Below are 13116 nucleotides of genomic sequence, written 5' to 3' on the forward strand. Positions count from 1 at the left end.
GGCAGGGATCGGACACCGGTGGCCCGCCCGACGCGGGCACCACCGGACACGGCACGGACACCGGTGGCCCGCCCGACCCCCGGATCACCGACACCACCGGACACAACACGGACGCCACAGGCCCGGCCCCCGCCCGGGCCACCGACACCACCGGACACGGCACGGACACCGGTGGCCCGCCCGACACACGGGTCACCGGCACCACCGGACACGGCACGGACACCGGTGGCCCGTCCGCCCCCCGGATCACCGACACCACCGGACACAACACGGACGCCACAGGCCCGGCCCCCGCCCGGGCCACCGACACCACCGGACACGGCACGGACACCGGTGGCCCGCCCGACACACGGGTCACCGGCACCACCGGGCGGGAGCCGGTCCCGGGCGGTCCTGGCGGCGGGCGGGCCACCGACGCCGCCGGGCGAAACGCGGAAAGCACCGGGCGGAACGCACAAGGCACGGGCGGTTCCGTCGTCGCGGGGGCCGCTCTCGGTGTCGTCCGGGCCGCCGGACGGGACCTGGCCGGTGCCGGGCGGGCCGTGCGGGCGGCCTGGCGGGGCCCGGGGCGCGAGCGGGATCTGGTGGTGCAGTCGCTCAAGGCGGCCGGCGCCGCGCTGCTGGCCTGGGTCGTGGCGAAGAACCTGCTGGGCGACCCGATGGCGCTGATGGCGCCCTGGGTGGCGCTGGTGCTGGTCCAGGCCACCGTCTTCGGGTCGCTGCGGCAGGCCGGACAGCAGTGCACCGCGATCTGCGCGGGCACTCTGTGCGCCTCGGCGGCTCAGGCGGTCACCGGCGACCCGCTGGGCGCGCTCGCGCTGTCCGTGCCGCCGCTGATGCTGCTCGCGAACTGGCCCCGCTTCGGCGACCAGGGCATCTACGCGGCCACCACGGCCGTCTTCACGCTCGCCTCCGGCACGGTCACGCCGTCGGCGGTGGGGCACCGGGTGGGGCAGGCGGTGCTGGGGGCGGTGATCGGGGTCGCCGTCAACGCGCTCGTGCTGCCGCCGGTCCATCTGCGGGACGTGCGCGAGAACCTGACCGCGCTGGCGCGGGAGGTCGGCGAGGTGCTGCACGCGGTCGCCGCCGGCCTGCGGGACGGGGAGTGGGACGCGGCGACGACGGCCGAGTGGTCGCGCGCCGCCGCCCGGCTCGAACGGCGGCGCGACGGACTGCGCTCCGCACGGGACTGGAGCCGCGAGAGCCTGCGTCTGACCTCCGGCCCGCTGCGCGGACTGCGCCGGGGCCCGCTCGACGCCCCGCCGGAGGCCGAGGACGACCGCTGGAGCCGCGTGACGGCTCATGTCACGGCTCTCACCCGCACCCTCGCCGTCGCGGCGGACGGCGACCGGACGCCCGCTCCGCCGGAAGAGGCGGCCCTGAGGACCTACGCCCGGCTGCTGGATCTCGTCGGGGACGCCTGCCAGGCCGACGCGGCGGACCGGCCCCCGGAGCCGGACTCCCGGCGCGGGGCGGAGATGGAGGAGCTGCGGGGCCGACTGGAGGAGAGCCTGCGCGACCACGCCGGCGACGGCTCGCCGCACACCGCGGTGCTGGGAACCCTGTTGTTGCAGGTGGACAACCTGTGGGCGGAACTCATCCCGACCACGCCGAAGCGGTGACGCACCTCACCACGCGCGGTGGCGGACCCGGGAACACCCATAGGAAGTTCTCCGTTGAACCATTCGTGGGTGCGGACGGGACAGTGTCCCCGGGCCTCACCTTTTGCCCACAGGGACGATCGTCCGGCTGAAGCCCTGTGGAGCGTTCCGCCGAGAGGCGACCGCCGTCCGCGCCCACGCACAGGCCGCCCCGACCGTGATTCCCCCGTCCGGTCGGGGCTTTCCCCTGTCCCGGGCGCCCGGCCCCCGCTGCTTGACTTCGAGCGCACTCCAATCCGTAGCGTGCTGGACATGAGCGACACCGCACAGCACAAGATCGGCTCGGGCTTCGGGGCCACGAGCACCGCCGACGAGGTCCTGCGGGGCATCGACCTGACCGGGAAGCTGGCCGTCGTCACCGGCGGGTACTCCGGCCTCGGCCTGGAGACCACCCGGGCGCTGGCCGGGGCCGGGGCCCGGGTCGTCGTGCCGGCGCGCCGTCCGGACACCGCCCGCGAGAACCTCGCCGGTCTCGACGGCGTCGAGACGGACGACCTCGACCTCGGCGACCTGGAGAGCGTGCGCGCCTTCGCCGACCGGTTCCTCGCCTCGGGACGGGCCATCGACCTCGTCATCGACAGCGCCGGGATCATGGCCTGCCCGGAGACCCGCGTCGGCCCCGGCTGGGAGGCCCAGTTCGCCACCAACCACCTCGGTCACTTCGCCCTCGTCAACCGGCTCTGGCCGGCCATCGAGCCCGGCGGCGCCCGGATCGTCTCCGTGTCCTCGCGCGGCCACCACTTCTCGGGGATCCGCTGGGACGACGTCCACTGGAGCGAGGGCTACGACAAGTGGGAGGCGTACGGGCAGGCCAAGACCGCGAACGTGCTGTTCGCCGTCCACCTCGACGCACTCGCCCGGGACCGGGGTGTGCGCGCCTTCTCCCTCCACCCCGGGGGCATCCTCACTCCGCTCCAGCGGCATCTGCCGAAGCAGGAGATGGTGGACCGCGGGTGGATCGACGAGGACGGCAACGTCCTCGCGGTCGAGGGCTTCAAGACCCCGGAGCAGGGCGCGGCCACCCAGGTGTGGGCGGCGACCTCGCCGCAGCTGGCCGGTCTGGGCGGCGTCTACCTCGAGGACTGCGACATCGCCGAGCCCGCCCCGGCGGACGGCGAGCGGGTCGGCGTCAAGGACTGGGCGACGGACCCCGAGCAGGCGGCGCGGCTGTGGGAGCTGTCCGCCGAACTCACCGGGGTCGACGCGTTCGCCGCCCGGGGTCAGGCACGTCCGGCCCGGGTCACGCCCCCGCCGCGAACTTCCGCAGGTCCGAGGTGAGCCGGTCGGCGTGGGTGGCGAACAGGCCGTGACCGGCGTTCTCGTACACCTCGAGGGTGGCCCGCGGGGCGAGGGCTGCGGCGCGGCGGCCGGTCAGTTCCAGGGGCGCGGAGGTGTCGTGGGTGCCGTGCACGACGAGCACGGGCAGGTCCAGCGCGGGTAGTTCCGGGGCGACGTCGAGTGCGGCGATCAGCTCCCCTATGGCGACGCCGGCCCGTGCCGTCGAGCCGTGGCAGCGGCGGATCATGGTCTCGACGTACGCCTCGGAGAGCCCGTTGCCCGGCCGGTCCAGGGCGAAGAAGGCGTGGGCGCCGTCGGCGAAGAACGCCGAGCGGTCGCGCCGGAACGTCTCGACGCCGGCCAGCAGCAGTTCCGGGTCGACACCTTCGGGATGGTTCGCCGACCGTGCGGGTCCGGGCGTCATGCCGGCGACGAGCGCCACCCGGGCCACCCGGTCCGTGCCGTGCCGGGTCAGGCAGCGGACGATCTCGGCGGCGCCGACCGAGTGCCCGACGAGGGTCACGTCCCGCAGGTCGAGGTGGTCGAGGAGGCCGCGCACGTCGTCGGCGAGGCTGTCGAGGTCGAAGCCGCCCCACACGTCGTCGGAGCGCCCGTGGCCGCGCCGGTCGAAGCCCACGCAGCGGTGGCCCTCCCGCGCCAGCGGCAGCATCTGGTACTCCCACATCTCGGCGCCGAAGTAGAGGCTGTTCACGAAGACGAGCACCGGCCCGTCGGCGGGGCCGTGGTCGACATGGTGCAGCCGGGCGCCGTCGACGGGGCTCGTGAAGTACGGCATGGGTTGTCTCCTGCAATCTTCGGACGGACACGAAGGTCGGGTACGTCGTCCATGCTTGCGGCCCGGTCGCCGGGCGTCGATTACCTCCGGGGTCATGCCGCGTGCGCCGCTGCCTGCCGGGTACTCGGGCGGTCCTCTCCGCGCGTACCGCCGAAAGGAGACCAAGGTGAGCAGCGCAACGGGCAGCAAGGTCGTCGTCACGGGCGCCACGGGCAACGTCGGCACGAGTGTGGTGCGTCTGCTGTCGGAGGATCCGGACGTCGCCTCGGTGCGCGGTCTGGCCCGGCGGATCCCGGACCGGTCCGTGCCGAAGACCGAGTGGACCGCCGTCGACCTGGCCTCCGACGGGGACGATCTGGCGGGCGTGTTCGCGGGCGCCGACGCGGTGATCCATCTGGCCTGGGCGTTCCAGCCCACGCACGATCCGGCGACGACCTGGCGGACGAACGTGCTGGGCAGCATCCGGGTCTTCGAGGCGGTAGCCGCCGCGCAGGTGCCCGTGCTGGTCCACGCGTCCTCCGTGGGCGCGTACTCGCCGGGGCCGAAGGAGCGTGCGGTGGACGAGTCATGGCCCACGCACGGCTGGCCTGACGCCGCGTACTGCCGGGAGAAGGCCTACCTGGAACGGACCCTGGACACCTTCGAGCGGGACCACCCCCAGACCCGGGTGGTACGGATGCGGCCGGCGTTCCTGTTCAAGCGGGAGTCGGCGAGCGAGCAGCGGCGCATCTTCGGCGGAAGGTTCCTGCCCGGCCCGATCGCCCGGCCCGAGCTGCTGCCCTTCCTGCCGGACGTCCCGGGGCTGCGCGTGCAGGCCTTGCACACCGACGACGCGGCCGAGGCGTACCGGCTCGCCCTGCGCACGCCGGTGCGGGGCGCCTTCAACCTGGCCGCCGAGCCGACCGTGGACGCGGAGCTGCTCGGCGAGATGTTCGACGCCCGCCCGGTACGCCTGCCCCGGACCGCGGCCCGGTCGGCCATCGCCGCGGCCTGGGGCCTGCACCTGCTCCCGGCCTCACCGCACCTCTTCGACGCGGTGTTGCGGCTTCCCCTCATGGACTGCACCCGCGCCCGGGTCGAGCTGGGCTGGCAGCCGCTGCACACGGCGCCGGAGGTGCTGGAGGAGTTCCTGCTGGGTCTGCGCAACGGGGACGGCGAAGCCACGAAGCCGCTGCGCGGACGCAAGGTGGGCTGAGCGGACGGTCACCGGCCGCTCCCGTCGGCGAAGGGACCGCCTGACCACAGCGCGCCGTCCGCCTGAGCGCGGACGGCGCGCTGTCGTCAGGCGGCCGGGTCGTCTTCGGGCAGGGCGTGCGCCCGCTCGTCGAGTTCGTGCGTCGAGGTCGTGGCGTTGGGGCCCACCGTGTGCCTGGGGTCCTGCGCCGAGGCGGTCCCCGGCGGCGAAGACGCCGAAGCGGGTGCCGACGAGCCGGTCCCGGCGGCGAAGACGGCGAAGCGCGTGCCGGTTGCGGGCGAGGAGGGCGGCGCCGCAGGCGACGGCCGTGGCGCGCCGGTTGCGCAGGACCGCCGCTCCCGCCGCGCCGGCCGTCGTCAGCACGTGGGCGGTCCGCAGCGGCGTGCCCGCGTGGCCCTCCCGACAGGTCTCGGCGACGAGGCCGAGCCTTCGTTCCACGGCCTTCGCCGCCGCAAGGTCGGCCGGGGCCGCGGCGCGCGGGCGCGTCCTCGTGGCCGGGGGCCGCAGCCGGGGCCGCCCCGGACGCCGCGGCCGTGGCGGACGCCCTGAGCGGATCCGCTCGGCCATACCCGGGGAAAGCTCCTCAGGCCGACGGCTCGTCCGGCGCGGGATGGTCGGACTGACCGATGTCCGCGTGGGGCGCGCCCTGCCGGCCCGTTCCCGCCTCGTCGGTGTCGGGGACGTCCTGCGCTTCCTCCGAGATCTCCTCGGGCTGTTCGGAGTCGCCGATGTCCCAGGGGTCCTCCTCCTGGCCGGCCTGCTGGTCGGGCAGGTCGCGCGGGATCGGCGCGCTGCTCTCGCCGGTGCCTCCGGAGCGCTGTACGGCCACGACGTCCTCCCTTCGCCGTCGCACCGCACCGGGGCGGGCGACAATCCCGGGCGCCGCTCGCCCGGGCGGGAGGCGAGTACCTCTCCGGTGATCAGCGAAACGTGAACCCGGGGTCGGGTGTCCGGATCCCCGGATACCGTGCGGGCGGTACGGGCCTCGGGCGGAGGGCTCGGGCGGGGATCAGCGCGGGGCCCGGTCCTCCAGGACCGTTCGCCAGACGGGGGCCGGGCCGGCGGGGGCGGGCTCGGGGCGCCGGCCGCCGCGGGCGAAGAAGTCGGCGAGCGGGAGGATCGCCGCGCCGACGGTGACCGCGTCGGGGCCGAGCCGTCCCAGCTCGACGGTCACCTTCTGCGCGGGGTGGCGCAGGGCGTACGCGGTGGCGTGGCGGCGCACGGCGGGCAGGAAGCGGGCACCGAGCTGGAGTCCGGCCCAGCCGCCGATGAGGATGCGCTCGGGCTGGAAGAGGTTGATCAGGTCGGAGAGACCTGCGCCCAGGTACTCGGCGGCCTCCTCCAGGACCTCGAGCGCCACGGGGTCCGCGGTTCCGTCACCCTGCGGTGGGTAGGCGGCGCCCAGCATCGCCGTCAGCGCGGTCTCCTCGTCCACGCCCTCCGGCGGGCGGCCCCCCTGCTCGCGCCAGCGTTCCAGCAGCGCCTCGGCGCCCGCGTACGCCTCCAGGCAGCCCAGGGCGCCGCAGCGGCAGCGGCGGCCGCGCACCCGTACGGTCAGGTGCCCCCATTCGACGGCCCGGCCGTGCTCGACCTCGGGGGTGACGAGGCAGGCGCCGACGCCCGAGCCGAAGAGGACGACGACCGCGTTGTGCGCGCCGCGTCCGCCGCCGAACCACATCTCTGCCTGGCCGAGGGTCTTGGCGCCGTTGTCGATGAAGTACGGAACCGACTCGGGGAGGGTGGAGACCTCACGCAGGAGCGCCTCCACCGGGACGGCGTCCCAGCCGATCGTCTGGCCGTGCACGACGGCACCCTGCCCGGGGGTGTGTTCGATGATGCCGGGGACACCGATCCCCACTCCGAGCAGCTGTCCGGGGCCGATGCCGGCGGCGTCCAGGACCTCGGCGACGCCGTCGCGGATGTGTCCGACGATCCCGTCGACCTCGTACCGCCGCTGTTCCAACGGCCTTTCCACCCGGGCCAGTTCGGTGAGGGTGAGGTCGAACAGCTCGATCCTCACCCGGGTCTCGCCGACGTCCACGCCGATCATGTGACCGCTGGCCGGGACCACCCGCAGCAGGATGCGGGGGCGGCCGCCGTCGGAGTCGACGCTGCCGGCCTCCTCCACCAGTCCGTCGGCGACCAGGTCGGCGACGACGTTGCTCACCGAGCCGGAGCTCAGGCCGGTGGCCGGGCCCAGCTCGAAGCGGCTGAGGGGTCCGTCGAAGTAGAGCCGTTGCAGCACGGCCGTGCGGTTGGCCCGCCTGAGGTCGCGTACCGTGCGCCCGTTCCGCCCCGTCATGTCGCTCCCTTTCCGCACCGCACCCTGCCCGACCTGCAACATACCCCTGCGGACGGTCGGACCGCGACATTCCTCCAACCCTTAGTTCACGATGTGAGCTAAGAGACGCCCGCGGCTTCGATCTCGTCCAGCGCCGCGAGGAGTTCCGGGGCGACCGTCTCGCCCAGCCAGCGGTTGTGCTCGGCGCCGTACGCTCGGGGGATCGTCTCGGTCAGCATGATCAGGTAGAGGTAGGCGCGGTACAGGGCCAGTCGCAGCCGGGCGGACGCGTCGAACACGGCATGCCCCCCGACCCTGCGATAGCCCTCGAGGAACGGCTCGTCCTTCCTGATGTCACCCAGCAGCGCCAGGGAGACGAAGTCCGCGACGGGATCGCCCCAGAACATGCGCTCGCCGTCGACGAGGCCACCGATCCGGGCCTTCCCGTCGACGCGGTCGACCAGCACGTTGCCCGGCCACAGGTCGAAGTGGACGAGCGTGGCGACGGTGACCTCGTCGAGGGCGTCGTACGCGGCGCGGGCGACGGCGGCCACCTCGTCGGCGGGGCGGGGCAGGGGGGCGCCGTAGCGGCGGGCGTCGGCCAGTACGGCATCGAACATCGTGGTGAACGCGGTGCGCCAGTCCGGGGCGAGCGGGCCGAGAGCGCCGGAGGGGTAGCCGAAGCCCGGCCCGGTCACCCGGTGCAGACGAGCCACCTGCTCCCCCAGCTCCCCGCGCAGTCCGGCCTTCTCGTGTGCGGTCACGGAGTCGTCCCAGGGGGAGCCCGGACACACCGTCATCAGCAGCCACCGTCCGTCGAGGGCCACGACCACGGGGGCGGGCACCCCGGTCCCGGCCGCTCCACGGCAGAACTCCGCCTCCGCGACCAGCAGCCGCCTCTCGTGGCTCAGCCCCGGGGCGGTGGGCGCGACCTTCAGCACGTAGTGACCGCCGTCCGTGAGGCGGAGCTCCTCGACGGTGTTGTACGTGCCTCCGCCGAGCGGAGCGACCCGGGCCAGCCGGCCGGGCGGGATGCCCGCTGCCTCCAGTACGCGCCGTGCCCGTTCCCAGGAGTCCGTCACCCCGCCCGCCCCTTCCTCCGGTCGCGCCCCCGTCCTCGACGCGACGGCCGCCCCCACCGGTGCGTTCAGCGGCACTTCGGCCACCGTGCCGCCGACGCCCGGCCCTCAGTCCCGCTACAGGGTACGGAACGGCTCCGGGGAGCGGGCCGTGCGGACGCCGACGCAGCGCCCCCGCGTGGTCGAGCACCTGCCGTGCCGTCCATCCGCCGCACGGCGTCGCCGGGCCCCGCTGGGGGTCACCGACGTCCGCGGCCACCTCGCGCAGGCAGTCGTGCGCCCGGGCCAGGAGCGCGATGCCCTTCGCTCCGGTCCCGCCGGTCCCGCCGGTCGTCCGGCCCATGAGCCCGACCGGGCGCCTCGACCCCGTTCCCGATCACCGTGTCCGCCATGGTCTCCCCCTCCGGTGTCGCGCACCCGGTGTGCGCCCCGACCACTGAGAACAGTCCAGGGACGACTTGCGGACGGATACGTTCCGCAAGGGGCCGATCGACCCAACCGGCCGTCCGTCGCGGGCCGCGAGATGCTGAAGAAACGTTCGAGGCCGCGGGGAAGGGGAACTGGACTGTCGATGCAAGAAGTACGTGAACGTGCAGCGCCCCTGGTGCGGCTGGTGCAGCGCCATCGGGAACCCGTCGTGGTCCAGGCGCTGCGGGCCGCCGCGGCGGCGACCGTCGCCTATGTCATCGCCCTGCGCCTGAGCCCCGAAGCGCTACCGCTCACCGCGCCCCTGACGGCTCTGCTCGTCGTCCAGGTCACCCTGTACGCGACGCTCACCAACGGCATCCGCCGGGTGAACGCGGTGGTGGCCGGGGTGCTCGTGGCCATCGCCTTCAGTCTCCTGGTGGGACTGACCTGGTGGAGCCTCGCGCTGCTCATCGTCGCCTCGCTGGGCGTGGGGCATCTGGTGCGGGTCGACGAGTACGTCCCCGAGGTGGCGATCAGCGCCATGCTGGTGCTCGGCGTGACCACCGTCGGGGACACGGCCTGGGCGCGGGTGGTGGAGACGCTGATCGGCGCCTTCGTCGGCCTCGGCTGCAACCTGCTGCTGCCGCCCCCGGTGTGGGTGGAGGAGGCGGGCGAGTCGATCGAGGGGCTGGCCCGCCGACTGCGGCAGCTGATGCTGCGCATCGGCGAGGAGGCCGCCGGGCGCACGCGGGCGGAGCAGGCGGCCGCCCGGCTGCACGAGGCGCGCCGCCTGGACCACGACATCGTCGAGGTGGACGCTGCCCTGCGGCAGGCCGAGGACAGCCTGCGGCTCAATCCGCGGGTCCGGGAGGGGCTGCTGCACCGGGTGGTGCTGCGCACCGGCCTGGACACGCTGGAGATCTGCACGGTGGTGCTTCGGGTGCTCGCCAGGACCCTGACCGACCTGGCCAAGGAGCGCGAGCCGGATGCGCTGTTCCCGCCCGAGACCGGCCAGGTCCTGGAGCGGCTGCTCTCCGAGATCGCCGACGCGGTGGTGAGCTTCGCGGTGCTGGTGACCACGAGCGTCAGCCTCGACGCGGATGCCGCCGAGGCACGGCTCACCGCCGAGCTCCGGCAGGCCGCGGCCACCCGCGACAAGCTCGCCCAGCTGCTGCTGGAGCAGCTCCAGCACGACGCCCGCCAGTGGCAGCTGCACGGCGCGGTGCTGACCGAGGTGAACCGCATCATCGACGAGCTCGACACCGAGCACCGCACCCGTCGTCTCCTGGAGGACCTGGACCGGGTGTCGCGGGAGCAGAGCGACCGGATGCCACGGCTGACCCGGATGCGCGAGCGCCTGGGCGTCCAGGACGAGCTGTGGCGCAGCCGTACGGGGTTCGGCCGGCATTCCACCTGAGGGAACGACGTCGTCCCGATCGCCCGCGCCGCGCCTTGAGCGCCGGGCGCACCGGGCTGCCCACTGTGCCGACGGACCGCTTTTGCGTTCGACGGCCCGGCCGGGTCAAGGTGGCGGTCACGGCTGAGGCGCAGGACGACCTGAGGTGCGGGCATGGGCAGTGGGACGGAAGCGGCGCGACGGGGGTCCCCGCGGCCCGGTCAGAACCGGGAGCTCGGCGACGGCCGGAGCAGACGCCGCTTCGTCGGGATGCTCGGCGGCGCGGCCGTCGCGTCGGCCCTCGCCGGGTGCGGCGGCGGGGGCGGCCGCCCGGGGGCCGCCCGGGAGACACCGCAGCAGGGGCCGCAGGCCTCGCGGCCCGGACAGCCGTCGTCCTCGGCGTCCGCCTCCCCGCGCGCCACCCGGGGTTCCTCCGGTCCCCGCCCCCTCTACCTGGGCACCTACACCTCGGCCGAGGGCGGCGGGAAGGGGATCGGGGTCGCCTCGTACGACCCGGTCTCGGGGCGGATCACCGGCCGGGGCACGATCACCGGCGTCCAGGACCCGTCGTATCTCGCGGTGCACCCGGACGGCGCGACGCTGTACGCGGTGAACGAGCGCGAGCGGGGCGCCGTGACCGCGGTGCGGCTGTCCGACCACGCGGTGCTGGGCAGCAGGCCCACGGGCGGGGCGCACACCTGCCACCTGTCGGTCCATCCGGGCGGGCGGTGGCTGCTGAGCGCCGACTACGGCTCGGGCAGCGTGGCCGTGCACCCGATCGACGCCTCGGGGGCGCTCGGGGAGCGCACCGACACGGTGACGCACGACCGCCCGGCGCCCCGTCCGGGTCAGGAGGGGCCGCACGCCCACCAGTTCATCACGGCTCCGGACGGCGGCCATGTCCTCGCCGTCGACTTCGGTACGGACACGGTGTACAGCTACCGCCTGGACGAGAAGGCGGGGACGCTCACCGAGGTCGCCCAGGCGCACACCCGGGCGGGCGCAGGTCCGCGCCACCTCACGTTCCATCCCGGCGGCAGGTACGCCTACCTCGCCGACGAGGCCGACGACACGGTCTCGGTCTGCGCCTACGAGCCGTCGAGCGGCCGGCTGACGATCGGGCGGCCGCAGTCCTCGGGCGCGAAGGCGGACGTGAACTACCCGGCGCAGTTGGCCGTCACACCGGACGGCGCGTACGCCTTCCTCGCCAATCGCGGCGACAACACGCTCGCCCGTTACGCGGTGGAGGCGGAGGGGGCGCGGCTGCGGCTGCTCGGCACGGTGCCGGTGGAAGGCGACTTCCCGCGCCAGATCGCGCTGTCGCCGGACGGCCGCCTGCTGTTCGCCGCCAACCAGCGGTCCGGCACGGTCGGCGTCTTCGAGGTGGACGACACGAGCGGTGAACTGCGTCTCGCGGGCGAGCCGTTCGCGTCACCCGTCGCCGTCTGTGCGCTGCCGCTGTAGGGAGCGGGGGCAGGACGCGGCGGCCGCCTGGGTGAGCAGGACGTGCATCCGCTCGGTGAGCTGGCCGACGTCGTCGGCGGGTGCGTGAAAGGGCAGGCGTACGTCGCCGTGGGCGCGGGCGCGCTCGATGCGCAGCGTCAGTCCGTGCCGGTCGACGGCGAGCGGCTGGACGCGGACGGCGCCGTGCAGGCTGTCCCGTTCGACGAGCCGGGCGAGTCGCTCGACCGCGTCCGGGTGGGCGTCGGCGAGGTGCGTGAGCAGGTGCGCCTCGGCGGTGGTGAGCGGGTCGGGTGCGGCGGCGGCGAACTCGTCGAGGGCGACGACGACCGCGCCGGCGGGTTCCTTCAGCACCACGCGGGTGGTGTGGAAGGCGAGCCGGCCGTCCTCGGGGGTGAACCAGCCGGCGAGCCAGAGCCGGGCGCGGATGCGGCCGCGTACCGGAACGGGTGCGACGTCCGCGAACTCCAGCACGGCGGACGGCTCGCCCCGGGGCGCGCAGATCGCCGCCGTGAGCAGGGCGCTGTCCTCGGGCACGTGCAGGGTCACCCGGCCGTCCGCGTCGACGGTGTGCGCTCCGACGAACTCCTCGCGTCCGCCGTCGGCGGTCACCGTGCAGGACCACGAGGCCGCGAGCACCGAACGGGCCCGCTCGGCGGCGGCGGGCACGGCAGCCCAGCTTTGGCTGTCACCCATCCTAAACCTCCTTAGGTAAGCCTTGCCTAACCTATCGGAGATCTGCGGCCGCGCCAACCGCCGCGGGCGCCTGCGCCGATGATCCCGCCCGCCCGCTCCGAGCAGTCGGCAGTGCAGCCCGGCCGGCCTTCGCGGCGGCGGCGAAGGAGTCACCGCAGGTCGTTCGCCGCCTCGCCCGGGATCGCCCCGTCCGTCCTTCGGAGCAGAGGTCACCGCGGAGCGGAGATGACCCCGAGCAGCGCCCTCGCGCACAGCTCCCGCACCTGCTCCCGCGACAGGTCCGACCCGCGCAGCCACTCCAGACAGACCGCCGTCGTGAACGCCAGCCAGCCGCGCACCGCCAGCCGCACGTCGGGTCGCTCCTCGAAGACCGGGCCGAACTCGGGGTCGGCGCCGAGGGCCGCCAGCATCTGGCGCTCCTGCGCCGCGAGGGCCTGCCGGTAGACCTTGCGTACGGCCCGGTCGCCCGCCGCGTCCGCGCGGTGGAACGCGCGGTAGCCGTGCGCGTGGGTCTCCACGTACTCCAGGTAGGTGTCGAGGCCGGACACGAGCTGCTCGCGGACCGGGACCCCGGGGACCGCCGCCGTCATGCGCAGCATCCGCTCGCTCTCGCGTTCCACGACCGCCGCGAAGAAGTCCCGCTTGGTGGGGAAGTAGTGGTAGAGCAGCCCTCGGGACACGCCGGCGATCTCCGCGACCTGCTCGATCCAGACGTCGTCGTACGGGCTCTCCGAGAAGAGTCGCGCGCCGACCGAGAGCAGCTGCTCCCTGCGTTCCTCGGTACTGAGTCGGCGCCGGGTGCGCTCCCCCTGGTTCGCGGCCATGCCCGCACCTTACTTGACGCCGGTTCAACAGCGGCACCAGA

General features: G+C 74.5%; 11 protein-coding genes. 5 read left to right on the forward strand and 6 right to left on the reverse strand.

Features of this window, described 5'->3' with window-relative positions:
• The first annotated feature begins 521 nt into the window (after nucleotides 1-521).
• Nucleotides 522-1622, forward strand: a complete 1101-nt coding sequence (locus tag OHS71_RS04960) for an FUSC family protein (RefSeq protein ID WP_328484397.1) — start codon at nucleotides 522-524, stop codon at nucleotides 1620-1622.
• Between the two features lie 291 nt (nucleotides 1623-1913).
• Nucleotides 1914-2939 (forward strand): SDR family NAD(P)-dependent oxidoreductase, encoded by a 1026-nt coding sequence (locus OHS71_RS04965; RefSeq protein WP_328477173.1) that lies wholly within the window; start codon nucleotides 1914-1916, stop codon nucleotides 2937-2939.
• On the opposite strand, the gene OHS71_RS04970 is transcribed toward OHS71_RS04965, so the two are convergent.
• Nucleotides 2902-3735 carry an alpha/beta fold hydrolase gene (locus OHS71_RS04970; protein ID WP_328477175.1) on the reverse strand — a complete coding sequence of 278 codons (834 nt, stop codon included), beginning with the start codon at nucleotides 3733-3735 and terminating at the stop codon, nucleotides 2902-2904. The two genes, OHS71_RS04965 and OHS71_RS04970, sit on opposite strands and share 38 nt — an antisense overlap.
• A gap of 166 nt (nucleotides 3736-3901) precedes the next feature.
• On the opposite strand from OHS71_RS04970, the gene OHS71_RS04975 reads away from it, so the two are divergent.
• Nucleotides 3902-4930 carry an SDR family oxidoreductase gene (locus OHS71_RS04975; protein ID WP_328477177.1) on the forward strand — a complete coding sequence of 343 codons (1029 nt, stop codon included), beginning with the start codon at nucleotides 3902-3904 and terminating at the stop codon, nucleotides 4928-4930.
• A gap of 583 nt (nucleotides 4931-5513) precedes the next feature.
• On the opposite strand, the gene OHS71_RS04980 is transcribed toward OHS71_RS04975, so the two are convergent.
• The 3 genes from OHS71_RS04980 to OHS71_RS04990 all read right to left on the reverse strand — a co-directional run bounded on the left by OHS71_RS04980 (nucleotide 5514) and on the right by OHS71_RS04990 (nucleotide 8293).
• Nucleotides 5514-5759 carry a hypothetical protein gene (locus OHS71_RS04980; protein WP_328477179.1) on the reverse strand — a complete coding sequence of 82 codons (246 nt, stop codon included), beginning with the start codon at nucleotides 5757-5759 and terminating at the stop codon, nucleotides 5514-5516.
• 180 nt (nucleotides 5760-5939) lie between these two features.
• Complete coding sequence (locus OHS71_RS04985) at nucleotides 5940-7232, reverse strand: ROK family transcriptional regulator (protein WP_328477181.1); 1293 nt, start codon at nucleotides 7230-7232, stop codon at nucleotides 5940-5942.
• A 98-nt stretch (nucleotides 7233-7330) separates the two neighbouring features.
• Entirely contained in the window at nucleotides 7331-8293 is a 963-nt protein-coding gene (locus tag OHS71_RS04990) for a phosphotransferase family protein (protein WP_328477183.1), read from the reverse strand.
• A gap of 568 nt (nucleotides 8294-8861) precedes the next feature.
• Between OHS71_RS04990 and OHS71_RS04995 the strand changes: the two genes are divergently transcribed.
• Together OHS71_RS04995 and OHS71_RS05000 are read left to right on the forward strand one after the other, a co-directional pair.
• Complete coding sequence (locus OHS71_RS04995) at nucleotides 8862-10115, forward strand: FUSC family protein (protein ID WP_328477185.1); 1254 nt, start codon at nucleotides 8862-8864, stop codon at nucleotides 10113-10115.
• Between the two features lie 153 nt (nucleotides 10116-10268).
• Nucleotides 10269-11558 carry a lactonase family protein gene (locus OHS71_RS05000; protein ID WP_443046855.1) on the forward strand — a complete coding sequence of 430 codons (1290 nt, stop codon included), beginning with the start codon at nucleotides 10269-10271 and terminating at the stop codon, nucleotides 11556-11558.
• Here the strand turns inward: OHS71_RS05000 and OHS71_RS05005 are convergent.
• Nucleotides 11526-12251, reverse strand: a complete 726-nt coding sequence (locus OHS71_RS05005; protein WP_328477187.1) for a DUF2470 domain-containing protein — start codon at nucleotides 12249-12251, stop codon at nucleotides 11526-11528. The two genes, OHS71_RS05000 and OHS71_RS05005, sit on opposite strands and share 33 nt — an antisense overlap.
• 209 nt (nucleotides 12252-12460) lie before the next feature.
• The gene (locus OHS71_RS05010; protein ID WP_328477189.1) at nucleotides 12461-13075 is read right to left on the reverse strand and encodes a TetR/AcrR family transcriptional regulator; all 615 of its coding nucleotides are present in this window, start codon (nucleotides 13073-13075) and stop codon (nucleotides 12461-12463) included.
• Nucleotides 13076-13116: the final 41 nt, after the last annotated feature.

Source organism: Streptomyces sp. NBC_00377, assembly GCF_036075115.1.
GTDB lineage: Bacteria > Actinomycetota > Actinomycetes > Streptomycetales > Streptomycetaceae > Streptomyces.